Raw genomic sequence first — 16,325 nt, forward strand, 5'->3', positions numbered from 1 at the left:
GTAAGCATGCGCCGGTAAGCATGCGCCGTAGGCCGCCTTGTTGAGAAGTATTTCGGCGTTCAGCTTTTCGCGTTCGTAATCCGGCAGCATTGCCGGCAGCGGTGCTGGAGAGCTTTGCATGGATGATGAGACCTATGTCCGGCGCCGGCGCTGGAGCATGGAGGAGAAGCGCGCGGTCGTGACCGAGGCGCTGTCGAGCGGGAACGTGATCGCGACGGCGAAGCGGCATGGCATCCAAGCGCAGCAGATCTACCGATGGCGCGAGCGGCTCGATGAACGGCAAAGTCCCACGGCGTTTTTGCCGGTGTCGATTGCGCCGGATTCCGTGCCGCTTAGTCCGACACCGGTGCTGGATCAGGGCAGCAAGGATCACAGTCCAGCAGCGATGCTGGATCGCCCGCCGCGGGTCGAGATCGTGTTGTCAGTCGGTCGGCGCGTCATCGCCGAAGGCGGCGTCGATATCGATGTGCTGCTCAGGTTGGCGCGAGGCCTCGAGGCGCTCAGGTGATCCCGGTTCCGGTTGGCGTGAAGGTGTGGCTGGCGACCGGCCACACCGATATGCGCAAAGGGTTCGCCTCGCTGGCGTTGGTGGCGCAGGAGGTCTTGAAGCGCGATCCGCTCGGCGGCCACGTCTTCTGCTTCCGCGGGCGTCGCGGCGATCTTTTGAAGGTGATCTGGCACGACGGGCAGGCGGCGAGCCTCTATGTGCGGCGACTGGAGAAGGGCCGCTTTTTGTGGCCGTCGCCGGCCGACGGCGTCGTCGCGATCACGCCCGCGCAGATGGGTTACCTGCTCTCCGGCATCGACTGGCGTAATCCGGTGGAGACCTGGCGTCCGACTGCGATCGGATAGCGCTTTGCGCCTTGTTTTTGACGGCGGATGTGATTCCATCGCCTTGTGAACGCGCCCGCTGAATCGCCCGTGCCGCCAACCCTGCCGACCGATTTGGCGGCGGCGCATGCGATGATTCTGGCGGAGCGCCAGGCGAGGATCGAGGCGCAAGCCGAAGCCCTCGCCGCGAAGGCCGCAGCATCATCGACCGAGGTGACGATCGCGCATCTGAAGCTGATGATCGAGAAGCTCAAGCGCGAGCTCTATGGTCAGCGCTCCGAGCGCACCGTGCGCCTCATCGACCAGATGGAACTTCGGCTCGAGGAACTCGAAGCGAAGGCGACCGAGGACGAGCTGGCGGCGGAGGCGATGTCGCGCCAGGCGTCACTGCCTGCAGGGCGCCGCGGTCGCCCTGTCCGCAAGCCCTTCCCGCAGCATCTGCCGCGCGAGCGGGTCGTGATCGCAGCGCCGACGTCATGCCCGTGCTGTGGCTCCATGAAGCTTGCGAAGCTGGGCGAGGACGTCACCGAGACCCTGGAGGTGATCCCGCGCCAGTGGAAGGTGATCCAGACGGTGCGGGAGAAGTTCACCTGCCGCGAGTGTGAGGCAATCACGCAGCCGCCCGCGCCCTTCCATGTGACGCCGCGCGGCTTTGTGGGGCCGAACCTGCTGGCCATGCTGCTGTTTGAGAAGTTCGGTCAGCATCAACCGCTCAACCGCCAGAGCGAGCGCTACGGCCGCGAGGGCATCGACCTCTCGGTCTCGACGCTCGCCGACCAGGTCGGCGCGGCCACGGCGGCGCTGAAGCCGCTGCATGAGCTGATCGCCCGCCACGTCATGGCTGCTGAGAGGCTGCACGCCGACGACACGACGGTGCCGATCCTGGCCAAGAGCAAGACCGACACGGGCCGGATCTGGACCTATGTGCGCGACGACAGACCCTTCGGTGGCGCCGATCCGCCGGCGGCGCTTTACTTCGCCTCGCGCGACCGGCGGCAAGAGCATCCGGACGCGCATCTCGCGGCTTGGCGCGGCATCCTGCAGGCCGACGCCTATGGCGGATACAATGGGCTCTACGAACCCGCGCGTCCGGGCGGGCCGGTCACGTCGGCGCTCTGTTGGTCCCATGCCCGTCGCGGCTTCTTTGAGCTCGCCGACATCGCCGCGAGCGCACGGCGCGGGCCCGGCACCGCGCCTGTGTCGCCGATCGCTCTGGAAGCGGTGAAGCGCATCGACGCGCTCTTCGCCATCGAGCGCGAGATCAATGGTCTGAGCGCCGGCGAGCGCCGCCAGATCCGGCAGGAGCGCAGTCGTCCGCTCGTCGATGACCTGCGCGCCTGGCTCGGCGAGCAGCGCGTCACGCTCTCGCGCTCGGCGACCGTCGTCAAACCCATCGACTACATGCTCAGGCGCTGGGACAGCTTTGCGTCGTTCCTCGACGACGGGCGAGCCTGCCTGTCGAACAATGCCGCCGAGCGCGCGCTCAGAGGTTTTGCCCTCGGTCGAAAAGCGTGGCTGTTTGCGGGCTCCAGCCGCGGCGCCGAGCGTGCCGCCGCCATGGCGACGCTGATCCAGACCGCGAAAATGAATGACATCGATCCACAGGCCTGGCTTGCCGACGTGCTTGCCCGTGTAGCCGAGCATCCAATCCATCGGCTTGACGAACTGCTGCCGTGGAACTGGCGCGCGCAGTCGACCACTGCAATCGCAGCCTGACGATGCAAATCAACAAGGTCCACGCCGTCCGGACCTTGGCGCTCGTCGCAAGAGATCTCGGTGAGGACGTGGACTGGCTCGCCGATATCGCCATCGGCATGGAGCCCGAAGACGGGCTGATCTGGGTCTACGATCCGGAGCACCCGGACGGAACCATGGCCTTCTCACAGTTCGGCATCGAAAGCCTCTGCAACCTCATCGAAATCCACCGCAGCACAACGAAGTAGGTCTGCCGCGGCCCTCGCCGGATGAATACAATGGCCTTCTCACAGTTCGGCATCGAAAGCCTCTGCAACCTCATCGAAATCCACCGCAGCACAACGAAGTAGGTCTGCCGCGGCCCTCGCCGGATGAATACGTTGGTATAGATTGAAATTAGTCAATATGTACTACGGTCCGGACCCATAAAGGCTTCCCTTGAGTTGGCTTTCGTGATTCACATTCTCCAGATGGAGGCCGTTGATGAATCGAGACTATTCTGGCTGACAGATGCGCAGTTCGCGAAGCTTGAGCCATACCTTCCGACCGACACGCGAGGCAAACCGCGCGTTGATGTCCGTCGCGTGATAAGCGGCATCGTCCAAGTCATCAGGAGTGGGCGGACGCTGGTTCAATGTGCCTACGGTCTACGGCCCGAGGAGGACGCTCTACAACCGCTTCCAGCGCTGGGCCGCCAAGGGTGCGCCTCCAGCCGAAAGGCGAGAAGGGCGGTCGTGGGAAAACTATCCAGATTTCGGATAATTTACGAAGGCCGAAGCCAACGCGATGACGTTGCTCAAATTTCGGCAATGTCCCAGCAACAAGCGGCGCAGATGTTGAGTTGCCAAGAGTAGAACGCCCGGTGAACATCTTGCTACCATTTTGCTACCGAACTCCGTAGCAGAATCAGGTACACAACATAACAAGTGGGTGATGGTGCACCGGTAAGTAGCTGATTTTCCGATACGCATCGGGACGATTGATAACAGGGAAATACGGCTCTAAGCGAATTTCAAGACCGGTGCCTTAAACCGCTCGGCCACCCATCCAACATAGCTAGCGCTTTAACGTTGGCTGACGGACTTCGTCAACCGAACTTATGCTTCAAAGCAACAAGTAGGTCGCGGTTGAACATCTGGCGCAAGGCGCGGTCCGGTAACGTCTCTTGCCCTGAATGGGGCGCAAATGCCGCCGTTTGCCACAATGCTGCCGGTTTCCCGTCACATTCGATTAATAAGGAAATAAACAATTCCTGCGCAAATGAGGGTGCGGATTTAGGAAGCGGGTAGTTTTTTCGGGGCGGTTGCGTGTGTTGCAACAACGCTCACGATGAAACCTACAGGGGATAATCTTACATGCAGGCTGTGGCGCGACTGCGTCTTCGTCGCACTATGACCATCGTGTCGTTTACGGCATGTGCAGCCTTGCTTGCCGGTTGCGGGACGCCGCAACCGAAGTCTGTGGCGCAGCAAACCCGCTCAAAGGAATATTTCCCGGAATCGAAATATGGCGTCAAAGCCAGCCCGCGCGTTGCATTCGGCCGCGACGGCATCAGGCGGGGCGGCGGCCGTGACCAGTTGGGAAAACCCTACCAGGTTGCCGGCAAGTGGTACTATCCGAAGGAAGACCGGAAATATTCCAAGGTAGGCTCTGCCTCGTGGTATGGCGACGCCTTCCACGGCCGTCTCACTGCCAATGGCGAGATCTACGACACGGAGCATCTCACGGCGGCGCACCCCACCATGCCGCTGCCCAGCTATGCTCGCGTGACCAACACGGCGAATGGCAGTTCGGTCATCGTCCGCGTCAACGATCGCGGTCCCTATCACGGCAACCGCATCATCGACCTTTCCAAGCGCGCAGCTGAGATGCTCGACTATGCCAGCATCGGAACCGCCAAGGTAAAGGTTGACTATATCGGGCGCGCACCGCTTGAGGGCGACGATGACCATTACCTGATGGCCTCCTACAATCCCGGCAACCGCCCGCACGATCCTTCGGTCGGACTACCCACCGGCGTCATGATCGCCATGAACGGCTCGACGCCAAGCTCGGTAGTCGACGCGCCCGCAGTGCCGTTTCCCGGACAGCTTGTCGACATTGCACCTGCCCAGCCGACTTTCATGACGGCGCAGGCACCGGCACTTGGCTACGTCGTACTGCCTGATTTCGGGCCCATCGTTCCGCAGCGGCCGGACATGAACCTGCCTGAACAGACACCGTTTGCCATCGCGACGCTTTCTTACGCCGACGAGCGTATCGAGCGGGCGGGAGGCGCCTTTGCAGCGCTAGGCACCGCAAGGATGACGTCCGCAGACGTAACCGCGTCCTGGAAGCGTCTGAATGCGGCTGCATCCACTGATGCGGCTCCAACTGGCGACTATGTCGCCGCCGGTTCCTGCGAGAATTCAGCCGATGCTATGCGCGTGGCAAACCAGCTTCGGGCATTCGGCAAGGTCGAGATCCAGAAGGCCGAACTCGACGGCAAGACATGGCACTCGGTTAATCTTTATTCAAACGGCAAGGCCGGGCTCGACGCAATGCTCGAAGCAGCATGGACGCATGGCGCGCCGGATGCGCTGGTGGTGCGCAACTGATCTGGCTATCGGCTTGCATGTCGGGTGCCTAGCAGTTGTCATCATCGGTTGATTTGCAGGGCAGGGGGCTGCTAGCTTCCCACAACCCGCCGGGTGGCTTACGACCGAACAGGGCAATTCTTCTATGATAAATGGTTTGCGCGCACCGATGGCCGGTTTGTTGGCTGTTGTGCTGTTCATGGCTGCGACCTTGAACGAAGCTGCCGCGCAGTTGTTCGAAACCAAGGCAACGCAAGCCTTCATGATCGATGCCGAAACCGGCACGGTGCTGTTTTCCAAAGACGCTGATACCAACATCCAGCCGGCCTCGCTTGCAAAGCTGATGACACTGGAATTGGCCTTCAACGCCATCAAGTCGGGCCGGCTTACGCGTGAGGACACCTTTGTCGTCAGCGAGAACGCCTGGCGTACAGGAGGCGCGCCTTCGGGAACCTCAACGATGTTTGCGGCGGTAAAGTCGGCCATACGCCTTGAGGACCTCATCCGCGGCATTGCCGTGCAGTCTGCCAATGACGGCTGCATCGTGATTGCGGAAGGCTTTGCCGGGTCGGAGATCAATTTCGCCTTGCAGATGACCGAGCGTGCACGCGAAATCGGCCTCGCAAAGTCGACCTTCGTCAACTCCACTGGCTTGCCCGCCGAAGGACAGATGACAACGGTTCGGGAATTGGTGCAGCTTTCGCATCATCTGTGGCGCGAATATCCGGATCTTTATCGCTATCTCGGCGAAAAGGACTTCACCTGGAACAAGATTTCTCAACGCAACCGCAACCCGCTTCTAGCCATGGAGATCGGCGCGGATGGATTGGCGGTCGGTGCAAGCGAGCAGAATGGCTTCGGCATCGTGGGTTCGGTCAGCCAGGGTGGCAAACGGGTGATCGCGGCAATGAGCGGCTTCACTTCCGATCGCGAGCGTGCCGAAGAAGCGCGCAAGCTGGTTGAATGGGGGCTGCGTTCCTTCGAGAAAACCGAGATATTTGCCGCTGACGAAGTGGCTGGTGAGGCGCAGGTCTATGGCGGTACGAAATCCGGTGTTGCTCTCAAGGCCAAGGGGCCGATCGATATTTTCCTGCCGATCACCAATCGCGACAAGGTGACCGCCCGCATCATCTATCAGGGTCCGCTTTCGGCACCCGTGGAGGAAGGCCAGCCGGTCGGCACGTTGAAGGTATGGATTGGCGATACTTTGAGCCAGGAAACTCCGCTATTTGCCGCCGAAACCGTTGAGGTTGGCACGCTGCAGAGCCGAGCGCTCGACGCGGTCGAGGAACTCGCCATCGGCTGGCTGCGTTAATATGCGCGCCTGCGGATCGCTCCACAGATTGCCCGGATTGCTTTGTCAGCGTGGACCTTTCGATCTGCCCGCACTATGAGGAAGACGACAACAGGATATGCGTCTGCCAGTGGCAAAAGGGTTCTTCATAACTTTCGAGGGCGGCGAGGGCGCCGGCAAGTCGACCCAGATCGAGCGGCTTGCAGCGAAGCTGCGTGCCAAGAAATATGCCATCCTGGTTACGCGTGAACCGGGCGGTTCGCCGGGCGCGGAGGCGGTCCGCCATGTGTTGTTGTCCGGTGCAGCCGAATCTTTTGGGCCGAAGATGGAGGCGTTGCTGTTTGCCGCCGCCCGCTCGGATCATGTCGAGCAGGTTATCCGCCCAGCCATCGAACGGGGCGTGATCGTCCTTTGCGACCGCTTCGTCGATTCATCGCGCGTCTACCAAGGCGTGACCGGTGGACTTGATCCGGCTTTCATGGAGGTCGTTGAGCAGGTTTCCATCAACGGCATGGTGCCGGATATGACGCTTATCCTCGACATCGATCCCGCCGAGGGTTTGAAGCGGGCAGCGGTTCGCCGCTCACCCAATGACGTCCCGGATCGCTTCGAAAAGGAAAAGGTTTCGATCCATCAACAGCGGCGCGAAGCCTTTCTCGCGATCGCCGCTTCAGAGCCCGAGCGCTGCGTGGTGATCGATGCTTCGAAATCCCCAGGCGAAGTGGAGGATGCCATCACTGCGGCGGTGTTCGGCGGGCTGGAAGCGCGCATGGCAGCCGGCATCAAGCAGGCGGCGCCAGCATGATTTTCGAGCGCATCGCGCCTGAGCAGCACGACACGCTGGAAGGTGTGCCGGAGCCGTCGGAAATGCCTCGGCTTGTCGGCCACGTGGAGGCGGCAAACATGCTGGTCGCCGCCTATCGCGCCGGCAAGATGCCCCATGCCCTGATCTTTGTCGGACCGGTAGGCATAGGCAAGGCGACGCTGGCGTTCCACCTTGCAAATCACCTGCTGAAATACCCGCGTAGTGAGACATCGCCTGACACGCTTGCGGTGCCGGACCCTGCCTCGCCCTTATTTCGGCAGATCGCCCAGGGCGCACACCCCTCAGTCTTGCATCTCACCCGGCCGTACAATGAAAAGACCAAGACCTACAAATCTGTGGTCACCGTCGACGAGGTTCGCAAGGTCAGCAGTTTCCTGTCATTGACCTCCCATGATGGCGGCTACCGGGTTGTCATCGTCGATCCAGCCGACGACATGAACACAAGTGCTGCCAACGCCTTGCTCAAGAGCCTCGAGGAGCCGCCGGCACGCACCCTGTTCATTCTTGTGGTGCACGCACCGGGATCGCTCTTGGCCACCATTCGCTCGCGGTGCCAGATCGTGCGGCTTTCACCGCTGGATAGGGCTGACCTTGTGAATGTCCTTGGGGGCATGGACATGGCTGGTGAAGAGCCTTCCGCACAAACCTCGCTGGCCGAGCGGGCAGGGGGCAGCGTGCGCAATGCGATCCTGCTCACCCAGTATGGTGGACTGGAAATAGCCGACGCGCTGGATACGCTTGTTCGCTCAAGGCGCGCGAATACGGGCGAGGCGCATCGCCTTGCCGATGCTGTCGCCGGCCGCGACCGGGCCATACCCTTCGACATTTTCAATCGCCGTGCGCTTGATCTTTTGTCGAGCAGCGCCAGCGAAGCCGCCCTTGCGGGCGATCTCGGCCGCGCCAAAGCGCTGACAGACACTTGGCAGAATGCGCGCGACGCGATAATTGAGACCGAAACCTACAATCTCGACAAGAAGCAACACGCACTGACGATGATCGACCGCCTGAATTCTGCGCTGCGAATGTGATGCTCGGCTTTGCTTCGGGATGGCAATTGCTGCCCCGATACGATATCCACCGCCCATTCCTCCCCGCAGGTTCATACGGTCCATTTCATGTCACGCGACACTTTCTACATCACCACTGCGATCTCCTATCCGAATGGCAAGCCGCATATCGGCCATGCCTACGAACTGATCGCCACCGATGCGCTGGCGCGCTTCCAGCGCCTTGACGGCAAGGATGTGTTCTTCCTCACCGGCACGGACGAGCATGGTATCAAGATGCTCCAGACGGCCAAGAAGGAAGGCATTTCGGCACGCGAGCTCGCCGACCGAAATGCCGCGGAATTCAAGCGCATGGCGACCGCTCTGAATGCCTCCAATGACGATTTCATCCGCACCACGGAGGAACGCCACTACGCTGCGTCGCAAGCCATCTGGAAGGCGATGGCGGCAAACGGCGACATCTACAAGGGTGGCTATGCCGGCTGGTATTCGGTGCGCGATGAAGCCTACTACGGTGAAGAAGAGACCGAGGTCCGCGCGGACAATGTTCGCTACGGCCCGCAGGGAACGCCTGTCGAGTGGGTCGAGGAAGAAAGCTATTTCTTTCGCCTGTCGGCCTACCAGGACAAGCTTCTGGCGCTCTACGAGAACCGGCCCGACTTCATCGGCCCCGCCGAACGGCGCAATGAAGTCGCAAGTTTCGTCAGGTCCGGCCTGAAGGATCTTTCGATCTCGCGCACCACCTTCGATTGGGGCGTGCCTGTGCCGGGAGACGAGAAACACGTGATGTATGTGTGGGTCGACGCGCTCACCAATTACATCACGGGTATAGGCTATCCTGATGAAAAGGACGAGAAATGGCGCTTTTGGCCTGCTGATGCCCATATCATCGGCAAGGACATCGTGCGCTTCCACGCCATCTACTGGCCGGCCTTCCTGATGTCGGCTGGCATCGAATTGCCGAAGCGGGTTTTCGGGCACGGTTTCCTGTTCAACCGCGGGGAAAAGATGTCGAAGTCGTTGGGCAACGTCATCGATCCTTCCTCCATGGTCGAACACTATGGCCTCGATCAGGTGCGCTACTTCTTCCTCCGCGAAGTGCCGTTCGGGCAGGACGGCAGCTATAGCCACGAGGCGATCGTTAACCGCACCAACGCCGATCTGGCCAACGATCTCGGCAATCTTGCCCAGCGGTCGTTGTCGATGATTGCAAAGAACAGCAGTGGCGTGGTGCCGGCGCGCGGCGAACTGGCGGATGCCGACAAGGCTATCCTCGACCAGGCAAGCGAAGCGCTTACCATCGCGCGCAAGGCAATGGCGGAGCAGGGGATCCACCATGCGCTTGCGGCTATCTTCGCGGTGGTTGCCGAAGCCAACCGCTATTTCGCGGCGCAGGAGCCGTGGGCGCTGAAAAAGACCGATCCGGCGCGCATGGAAACGGTGCTGTGGGTAACCGCCGAGACGATCCGGCGCGTGGCGATCCTATGCCAGCCCTACATTCCGGGCTCTGCGGCGAAGTTGCTCGATATATTGGCGGTAGCCGAAGATGCGAGGAGCTTTGCGCATGTCGCGGAGGCACACGCGTTGGCGACTGGTACGGCATTGCCGGCGCCACAGCCAGTGTTTCCGCGCTATGTCGAGCAGGAAGCCAGCGCCTGATGCTTGTCGACAGCCATTGTCATCTTGATTTTCCGGACTTTGCCGAGGAGCGGGCGGCTGTTGTCGCCCGCGCCAAGGCAGCCGGGGTTAGCCTGATGGTGACAATCTCGACCCGGGTCAGGAAGTTTCCGCAAATACTTGAAATTGCTGAGACATTCGATGAAGTTTTTTGCTCAGTCGGCACGCATCCGCACAATGCGGGCGAAGAGCTTGATATAACAGCGGAAAAGCTCGTTGAGTTGGCCAAGCACCCCAAGGTCGTGGCAATCGGCGAGGCGGGGCTCGACTACCACTATGACTATGCGCCACGCGAGGCCCAGGTCCAGGGTTTCCGCACGCATATCGCTGCTGCGCGCCAAACAGGTCTACCGCTTGTGATCCATGCACGCAGCGCCGACGACGACGTCGCCATGATCCTCGAGGACGAGACGGGGAAGGGTGCGTTCCCCTTCATTTTGCATTGTTTTTCGTCAGGCAGGCGGTTGGCGGAGGTGGGCGTCGCCTTGGGCGGCTATATTTCATTCTCGGGCATCGTGACCTTCAAGAATTCGGCTGAGCTTCGCGAAATCGCAGCCGGCGTGCCGCACGACCGGCTGCTGGTCGAAACGGATGCACCTTATCTTGCGCCGGTGCCGCATCGCGGCAAGCGCAACGAACCGGCATTCGTTGCGCACACGGCAAAGGTGCTGGCGGAGACAATAGGCGTTACCGACGACGAAATCGCCGCTCTTACCACCGAGAATTTCTTCAGGTTATTCAAGAAGATGCCGCGCCCAGACAGGCAAGGTGGCTAGACGTGTCCGACCGGCTGCGCTTGACGATTTTGGGATGCGGATCGTCGCCCGGCGTGCCTCGCATAACCGGTGACTGGGGCAATTGCGACCCGCACAATCCAAAGAACCGCCGCATGCGGACATCCGCCATGGTCGAGCGCATTTCGGCCAGCGGACGGAAAACGACTGTCGTCATCGATACGGGGCCGGATTTCAGGTCGCAGATGCTGATGGCGAGCGTCAATCGCATCGATGCGGTGCTCTATACGCATCCGCACGCTGACCATATCCACGGCATCGACGATCTGCGTGGTTACGTCCTCGAGCAGAAGCGTTTGATCGACATTTATGCCGATCGTCACACGATGGGCCGTCTGCGCGAGGCATTCGGCTACTGTTTCGAAACACCGGCCGGCAGCTCGTATCCGCCGATCCTTTGGACGCGGACCATCGAGCAGGACAGGCCGGTTGTGATTGAAGGCGAGGGCGGCGCCCTCACCTTTGAGCCGCTGCTACAGGTGCACGGTGACATTGTATCACTTGGCTTCCGGATCGGCGGCCTGGCCTATTGCCCCGACGTCAGCGCGTTTCCCGTAGCGACGGCAAAGCGTCTGGAAGGCTTGGACATGCTGATCATCGATGCTTTGCAGTACAGGACGCATCCAAGCCATTTTTCGCTCGGCGAAGCGCTTGAATGGATCGACAAGCTGACGCCGGTCAAGGCCGTGCTTACGCACATGCACGTGCCGTTGGACTACGCGACGGTGCTCGCGGAAACGCCGGCGCATGTCGAGCCTGCCTATGATGGCATGATCATCGAACTGCCTTACGATTCAAATTGATGGGCGCATGAGTTGACGCGCCGCGCATCGCTCATGGAACGGCAACACTGCAGTCCGCATACAGCAGGTAAGCGCGGCGTTGCTGGCGCTGAGGTCCTCGGCATCTACTGGGGCTACACAAACTAAACGCCCCAAAAGCCCAGTTTCTGGATTGCCAATTGTTCCATAATCTATCTTATGCGACTTTGGTACGTGACTGGCGCGGCGCCCTGGTGATCGGTCGAGCCGCCTACTCCTCTGTGCGCCCTGCGGCATCACGATCGCGCTGATAGTGTCTCGCGAGCGGAAACGGCGGCAGCCAGGATTCACGTCGGATGGTCCAGAGTTCGTAGGTTGGCTTCAATTGGTCGGGTTCATCCAGCGAGCCGAGGTTCACCTCGATTTCGTCTGCGCTGTGCCCAAAAACCGACGAACCACACGTCGGGCAAAAATGGCGTCCTTTGTAATCGTGCGTCTCGCCGTCTACTCTTACTGCGCTCTCAGGGAAAACGGCCGAAGCGTGAAACAAGGCTCCGTGATGTTTGCGGCAATCGAGACAATGGCAGATGCCGACCCGGTAAGGCGCTCCGGACGCCACAAAGCGGACATTGCCGCACTGACAACCGCCTAAAAATCGGTCCATACGTAGCTCCTCCAAATCACGCCGGTAGCATGTCTACAATGAACCGCCACTGGGAACCGCCATCGGGTATCGCGGAAGACAGGTCTGTAGTGACACTTGTCGGCTCTATTGGCCTTTCGTGAAAGCAAGCCAGGTCCAGTAAACGTCCGCAGCGCGATTTTCAGGCTGGATGGAGTCAGCCTCCAACTGGCGCACAACACTGAAGCCTGAATGGCCGGCCGTCGCGACGGTGCTTTGCGGCGATATCGGGAAAACACGCCGGCCCGGCGCTCCCGGCCCGTGGCGTAGCGACATGATCAAAATCCCGTTGGCCGCGACCAGCCGGCCTAGGGCGATCATCGCCGTGCGACGCGCTTGCTCATCGAGGTGTTGCCATACGCCGCACAACAGCACCATGTCGAACGGCCCGCGCGCCTCCAGCTTTTCAAGTTCGGGAAGCCTGTCATCCAGCCATGTTATGTTGGCTGACGGGTGCAGCTTGATACCCGCCTCACGAAGCTGTTGGACCGGCTCGACGGCAAGCACCCGGTGGCCGCGATCAGCCAGCCATGCAGCGTCCCTGCCCGTTCCAGAACCGATATCTGCAACTCTCGCCGGCGATTTTGGCATCAGGTCGAGTACTGGCGCGTAGAGACTCTCGAAATCGAACGACTCATATCGCCCAATCAGCGCAGGCGTTGCCGCGGCCGCATATCCTTCCAGAATATCTTCCATCCAAACTCGCGCAGTTGGCGGTTGCGATTTCCGGCACGATCCCGATGAGATTATGGAGGCTTATCCGATCCAGCGTTGGTAGTCGGAAACCAGCAGATGTAGTGGCGCGGTATCTTCCTCGACATCGGAAAACCGGCCGATCGGTTCCCTGAAGATGTTGTCTGTCAGGTCGTCATTGACCGTCGAGACCTCACCGATCAGCACGTCCTTGCCCTCGCCCCAGAATGCGTGCCAGACGCCGGGCAGAAGGGTTACGCTTTCACCCGGATCGAGTTTCAGCAAACCGCCCGCCGGCAGCTTGCGGATCGTGCCGTCGACGGGAACCGAAACCTCCGCCTTCGGATCGATGCCGCCTTCCGCATCCGGCATGAACAGTTCCAGCACCAGCTTGCCGCCACCGCGATTGATGATGTCCTCGGCCTTGATGACATGCCTGTGCATCGGAGAAAGCTGATCCTTGCGCGAGATCATGATTTTCTCGGCATAGAGCATGCCTGCTCCCTTCTTCATGTCCTCAAAACGGCCATTGCGCACCGTGAACAGGAAAAGGCCGAGCTCATCGAACTTGCCCTGCCCGTAGTCCGTGATGTCCCAGCCGAGACGCGCATCGAAGATGCCCGCCGAGCTTTGCTGGCGTTCCTTCATCTGCTTCGGCGTCCAATAGGCGAAAGGCGGCATGATATAGCCGAACGATCGGATGAACGTGTCCGCTTCGCGGATGATTGAGTTGATCGTTGATCGCTTCATGATTGCTTCCGCGCCTTCGCCAGAGTTCTGACGGCCACTATAAAGTGAAGTTCTATCTCAGGCGTCGCTGTTGCGGGCCGCCAGCCTGCGCATTGAGGCGATGCGGCGCCGGCTGATTTCAGTGCGCATCGCGGTCAGGTGCAGTGCGAAAAAGAGAACGGTGAAGCCAAGCGCCATGACAAGCAGCGGCCACAGCATGCTCGGATCGATGGTCGGGCCATCCATGCGCAAGACCGAGGCAGGCTGATGGAGCGTGTTCCACCACTCGACCGAGAACTTGATGATCGGAATATTGATGAAGCCGACAAGCGTGATGATCGCGGCCGCCCAGGCGGAGCGGCTGACATCATCAAGCGCGCGGGTCAGCGCAATAATGCCGAGATACATGAGGAACAGCACGAAAACCGACGTCAGGCGCGCGTCCCACACCCACCAGGTTCCCCACATCGGCTTGCCCCAGATGGAGCCGGTGATCAGTGCAAGTGCGGTAAAGGCAGCGCCTATAGGTGCCGCCGATTTCAGCGCGACGTCGGCCAGCGGGTGGCGCCAAACCAGCGTGCCGAGAGCTGAAACAGCCATCAGGCCGTAGCACATCATCGCCAGCCAGGCGAACGGCACATGGATGTACATGATGCGCACCGTCGAGCCCTGCTGATAGTCCTCAGGTGCTGCAAAGCTCATATAGAGGCCAACAGCCAGCAGCACGCACGCGATACCTGCCAGCCACGGCACGATCCGGTCGGCAAACGCGACGAAGCGCGTGGGATTGGCGAGGTCGATCCAGTTGGCGAAGCGCGTACGTGTATTGCTCATCATCCCCTGCTTAATAGACCGAGGCTGGGATTCGAGCAATCAGTGACCGGGAGCTTTCCCGATCACAAGCCCGTCAGGCTGCTGCGTCTTCCTTGACCGCAGAAATACGGCTCAGGCGACGGACTTCCTCGTCATTGAGCAGGCCGCCGGCGCGCAGCAGGGCGGCAAAGCGGCCATTGCGCAGGGAAAGCTCGGCAAAGCCGCCCATCTCGACCACCCTGCCCTTGTCCATGAACACGACAAGATCGGCGTCGCGCACGGTGGTCAGGCGGTGAGCGATGATGAAGGTGGTGCGGCCGCGGCGCAACTCGTCGATCGCCTGTTTGACGCGGTCTTCGGTCTCGACATCGAGCGCACTCGTCGCTTCGTCCAGAACGAGGATCGGCGCGTTTTTCAGCACGGCGCGTGCAATGGCGATACGCTGGCGCTCGCCGCCGGACAACTGCCCGCCGCGCTCGCCCACGACCGTGTCGTAGCCACCGCATTTCGAAAGGATGAAATCCTGAGCGACAGCAGCGTCGGCTGCAGCGTGGATCTCGTCATACGTGGCTTCTGCCCTGCCGATGCGGATGTTGTCCTCGATCGACCGGTTGAGCAGGCCGGCATCCTGGAACACCGTTGCAATCGAATGGCGCAGCGAGCGATTGGTCACCGTGCGGGTATCGACGCCGTCGATGAGGATGCGGCCACGCTGCGGCGTGAACACGCGCTGCAACAGGTTGATGAGCGTCGTCTTGCCCGCACCCGTCGGGCCGACGATGGCAACGGTCTGGCCAGCGTGAACCTCGAACGAGACCTCGTCCACGCCCTGCCCTGAGTTGGCGAACTCGAAGCCGACGTTTTCAAAACGCACATGGCCGGTAATTCCACCAAGCTCGCGCAAGCCGGCCGGTTCCGAAACCTCGCGGGAGGAATCTTCCATGCGGTAGAAATCCTCGAGCTTTGCGCGCGCCTCGGAAATCTGGTTCACGAAGGCGGAGATCTGGTCGAGCTTGGAGATGAGAAGCGTCGCGAAACCGGTGAACGCAATGACGTCGCCGATGCGCAACTGCCCGCGCATGACAAGGTAAGAGCCGATCAGCAGCACTACCATCATCGAGATCGTCGAAGACAGGCGGTGCAATGCGCTGGCAAGCGCCCACCAGTCCAGAACCGGATACTGGGCATTCAGCAGATTGCGCACATAGCGCTTGAGAGATTCTGTCTCGTGGCCGATGCGGTTGTAGCTCTGGAGAACGGCGACGTTGCTGACGGAGTCGGTCACATGAGCAAAAACCTTATGGTAGTGCTGTTCGACACTCGCCTGCCCCTGCTTGGTCTTGCGCATGACCAGCCGGCCTATGCAGAAATACAGCGCGCCAAGAACCAGCAGCACCATCGACATGCGCAGGTCCAGGGTCAAAGCGGTTGGAACCAGCAGGACCAGTGCAACCGCGGTAGACAGGTGCTGGCGCATGAATTCCAGCCACAGGCTGAAGAGCGATTCCACCGCGCGCAGGAGCGTATGCAGGGAATTGGAGGTGCCGCGCTCGTGATGCCAGGCGAGCGGCATGGTGATGACGCGTTCGAAGGAGGTGCAAAGCACATCGCTGCGCAGCCGATGCGCGAAACGGTCGGCGCCACGCGCGACCAGCACGAAGGCAACGATATTGAACGCGCCCAGCCCTGCCCACATGACGAGCGCCGGAACGACGTTGATGTGTTCGGAGATCGAGTCGATGACACGGCCGAACAGGATGGGTTCGAGAATTGCAACGATTGCCAAAGTGACGTTGGCGCCGCAGATCAGGGCAACCCGCTTCTTGTCGGCGGCAAGATAGCCGAGAGCACGCCAGTAGACTTGCAGAAGGGACACTCGCTTACTCCGCGAAATCGCTCATTGTGCAATGCACCATTTCCGAAACACGTATCGATCGATGCGCCGCA

16 protein-coding genes and 1 pseudogene are annotated in these 16,325 nt (G+C 60.7%); 12 read left to right on the plus strand and 5 right to left on the minus strand.

Features of this window, described 5'->3' with window-relative positions:
• Window positions 1–118: 118 nt before the first annotated feature.
• The 12 genes and pseudogenes from tnpA to ASD50_RS17725 all read left to right on the plus strand — a co-directional run bounded on the left by tnpA (window position 119) and on the right by ASD50_RS17725 (window position 11,503).
• A complete protein-coding gene (tnpA, locus tag ASD50_RS17670; protein WP_056243992.1) occupies window positions 119–508 on the plus strand; it encodes an IS66-like element accessory protein TnpA in 390 nt (129 codons plus the stop codon).
• Window positions 505–852, plus strand: a complete 348-nt coding sequence (gene tnpB / locus ASD50_RS17675; protein ID WP_056243994.1) for an IS66 family insertion sequence element accessory protein TnpB — start codon at window positions 505–507, stop codon at window positions 850–852. The genes tnpA and tnpB overlap by 4 nt, the downstream gene beginning before the upstream one ends.
• A gap of 111 nt (window positions 853–963) precedes the next feature.
• Window positions 964–2,547 carry an IS66 family transposase gene (gene tnpC / locus ASD50_RS17680; protein WP_056244718.1) on the plus strand — a complete coding sequence of 528 codons (1,584 nt, stop codon included), beginning with the start codon at window positions 964–966 and terminating at the stop codon, window positions 2,545–2,547.
• A 2-nt stretch (window positions 2,548–2,549) separates the two neighbouring features.
• A complete protein-coding gene (locus tag ASD50_RS17685) occupies window positions 2,550–2,774 on the plus strand; it encodes a hypothetical protein (protein WP_056243996.1) in 225 nt (74 codons plus the stop codon).
• Between the two features lie 222 nt (window positions 2,775–2,996).
• Window positions 2,997–3,228, plus strand: a pseudogene (locus tag ASD50_RS17690) (transposase); the annotation flags it as partial.
• 653 nt (window positions 3,229–3,881) lie between these two features.
• Entirely contained in the window at window positions 3,882–5,123 is a 1,242-nt protein-coding gene (locus ASD50_RS17695) for a septal ring lytic transglycosylase RlpA family protein (RefSeq protein ID WP_056243997.1), read from the plus strand.
• A 148-nt stretch (window positions 5,124–5,271) separates the two neighbouring features.
• Window positions 5,272–6,417, plus strand: coding sequence for a D-alanyl-D-alanine carboxypeptidase family protein (locus ASD50_RS17700; protein WP_200952434.1), 1,146 nt, complete (start codon window positions 5,272–5,274; stop codon window positions 6,415–6,417).
• A 109-nt stretch (window positions 6,418–6,526) separates the two neighbouring features.
• On the plus strand, window positions 6,527–7,201 hold the full coding sequence (gene tmk / locus ASD50_RS17705) for a dTMP kinase (RefSeq protein ID WP_056244725.1): 675 nt from the start codon (window positions 6,527–6,529) through the stop codon (window positions 7,199–7,201).
• Complete coding sequence (locus ASD50_RS17710; RefSeq protein WP_056243999.1) at window positions 7,198–8,250, plus strand: DNA polymerase III subunit delta'; 1,053 nt, start codon at window positions 7,198–7,200, stop codon at window positions 8,248–8,250. The genes tmk and ASD50_RS17710 overlap by 4 nt, the downstream gene beginning before the upstream one ends.
• A gap of 87 nt (window positions 8,251–8,337) precedes the next feature.
• The gene (gene metG, locus ASD50_RS17715) at window positions 8,338–9,888 is read left to right on the plus strand and encodes a methionine--tRNA ligase (protein ID WP_056244002.1); all 1,551 of its coding nucleotides are present in this window, start codon (window positions 8,338–8,340) and stop codon (window positions 9,886–9,888) included.
• Complete coding sequence (locus ASD50_RS17720) at window positions 9,888–10,682, plus strand: TatD family hydrolase (protein ID WP_056244005.1); 795 nt, start codon at window positions 9,888–9,890, stop codon at window positions 10,680–10,682. The genes metG and ASD50_RS17720 overlap by 1 nt, the downstream gene beginning before the upstream one ends.
• A gap of 2 nt (window positions 10,683–10,684) precedes the next feature.
• The gene (locus ASD50_RS17725) at window positions 10,685–11,503 is read left to right on the plus strand and encodes an MBL fold metallo-hydrolase (RefSeq protein ID WP_056244007.1); all 819 of its coding nucleotides are present in this window, start codon (window positions 10,685–10,687) and stop codon (window positions 11,501–11,503) included.
• Between the two features lie 229 nt (window positions 11,504–11,732).
• Here the strand turns inward: ASD50_RS17725 and ASD50_RS17730 are convergent, their stop codons facing one another.
• The 5 genes from ASD50_RS17730 to ASD50_RS17750 all read right to left on the minus strand — a co-directional run bounded on the left by ASD50_RS17730 (window position 11,733) and on the right by ASD50_RS17750 (window position 16,254).
• Window positions 11,733–12,125, minus strand: coding sequence for a GFA family protein (locus ASD50_RS17730; RefSeq protein ID WP_056244010.1), 393 nt, complete (start codon window positions 12,123–12,125; stop codon window positions 11,733–11,735).
• A gap of 105 nt (window positions 12,126–12,230) precedes the next feature.
• Window positions 12,231–12,839, minus strand: a complete 609-nt coding sequence (locus tag ASD50_RS17735) for a class I SAM-dependent methyltransferase (protein WP_056244012.1) — start codon at window positions 12,837–12,839, stop codon at window positions 12,231–12,233.
• 60 nt (window positions 12,840–12,899) lie between these two features.
• Window positions 12,900–13,586 (minus strand): D-lyxose/D-mannose family sugar isomerase, encoded by a 687-nt coding sequence (locus ASD50_RS17740; protein WP_056244015.1) that lies wholly within the window; start codon window positions 13,584–13,586, stop codon window positions 12,900–12,902.
• Between the two features lie 57 nt (window positions 13,587–13,643).
• The gene (locus tag ASD50_RS17745) at window positions 13,644–14,399 is read right to left on the minus strand and encodes a heme ABC transporter permease (protein ID WP_056244730.1); all 756 of its coding nucleotides are present in this window, start codon (window positions 14,397–14,399) and stop codon (window positions 13,644–13,646) included.
• A gap of 73 nt (window positions 14,400–14,472) precedes the next feature.
• On the minus strand, window positions 14,473–16,254 hold the full coding sequence (locus ASD50_RS17750; protein ID WP_056244018.1) for a glucan ABC transporter ATP-binding protein/ permease: 1,782 nt from the start codon (window positions 16,252–16,254) through the stop codon (window positions 14,473–14,475).
• Window positions 16,255–16,325 lie beyond the last annotated feature (71 nt).

The organism is Mesorhizobium sp. Root552 (assembly GCF_001427285.1).
Taxonomy (GTDB): Bacteria; Pseudomonadota; Alphaproteobacteria; order Rhizobiales; family Rhizobiaceae; genus Mesorhizobium.

What these genes read in the sequence shown, in the direction of transcription:
- ASD50_RS17685 (WP_056243996.1), top strand. Translation starts at nt 2,550, where the DNA reads ATGCAAATCAACAAGGTCCACGCCGTCCGGACCTTGGCGCTCGTCGCA.
- ASD50_RS17745 (WP_056244730.1), bottom strand. Translation starts at nt 14,399, where the DNA reads ATGAGCAATACACGTACGCGCTTCGCCAACTGGATCGACCTCGCCAAT.
- ASD50_RS17740 (WP_056244015.1), bottom strand. Translation starts at nt 13,586, where the DNA reads ATGAAGCGATCAACGATCAACTCAATCATCCGCGAAGCGGACACGTTC.
- tnpC (WP_056244718.1), top strand. Translation starts at nt 964, where the DNA reads ATGATTCTGGCGGAGCGCCAGGCGAGGATCGAGGCGCAAGCCGAAGCC.
- ASD50_RS17710 (WP_056243999.1), top strand. Translation starts at nt 7,198, where the DNA reads ATGATTTTCGAGCGCATCGCGCCTGAGCAGCACGACACGCTGGAAGGT.
- ASD50_RS17730 (WP_056244010.1), bottom strand. Translation starts at nt 12,125, where the DNA reads ATGGACCGATTTTTAGGCGGTTGTCAGTGCGGCAATGTCCGCTTTGTG.
- metG (WP_056244002.1), top strand. Translation starts at nt 8,338, where the DNA reads ATGTCACGCGACACTTTCTACATCACCACTGCGATCTCCTATCCGAAT.
- tnpA (WP_056243992.1), top strand. Translation starts at nt 119, where the DNA reads ATGGATGATGAGACCTATGTCCGGCGCCGGCGCTGGAGCATGGAGGAG.
- ASD50_RS17720 (WP_056244005.1), top strand. Translation starts at nt 9,888, where the DNA reads ATGCTTGTCGACAGCCATTGTCATCTTGATTTTCCGGACTTTGCCGAG.
- ASD50_RS17695 (WP_056243997.1), top strand. Translation starts at nt 3,882, where the DNA reads ATGCAGGCTGTGGCGCGACTGCGTCTTCGTCGCACTATGACCATCGTG.
- ASD50_RS17735 (WP_056244012.1), bottom strand. Translation starts at nt 12,839, where the DNA reads ATGGAAGATATTCTGGAAGGATATGCGGCCGCGGCAACGCCTGCGCTG.
- ASD50_RS17700 (WP_200952434.1), top strand. Translation starts at nt 5,272, where the DNA reads ATGGCCGGTTTGTTGGCTGTTGTGCTGTTCATGGCTGCGACCTTGAAC.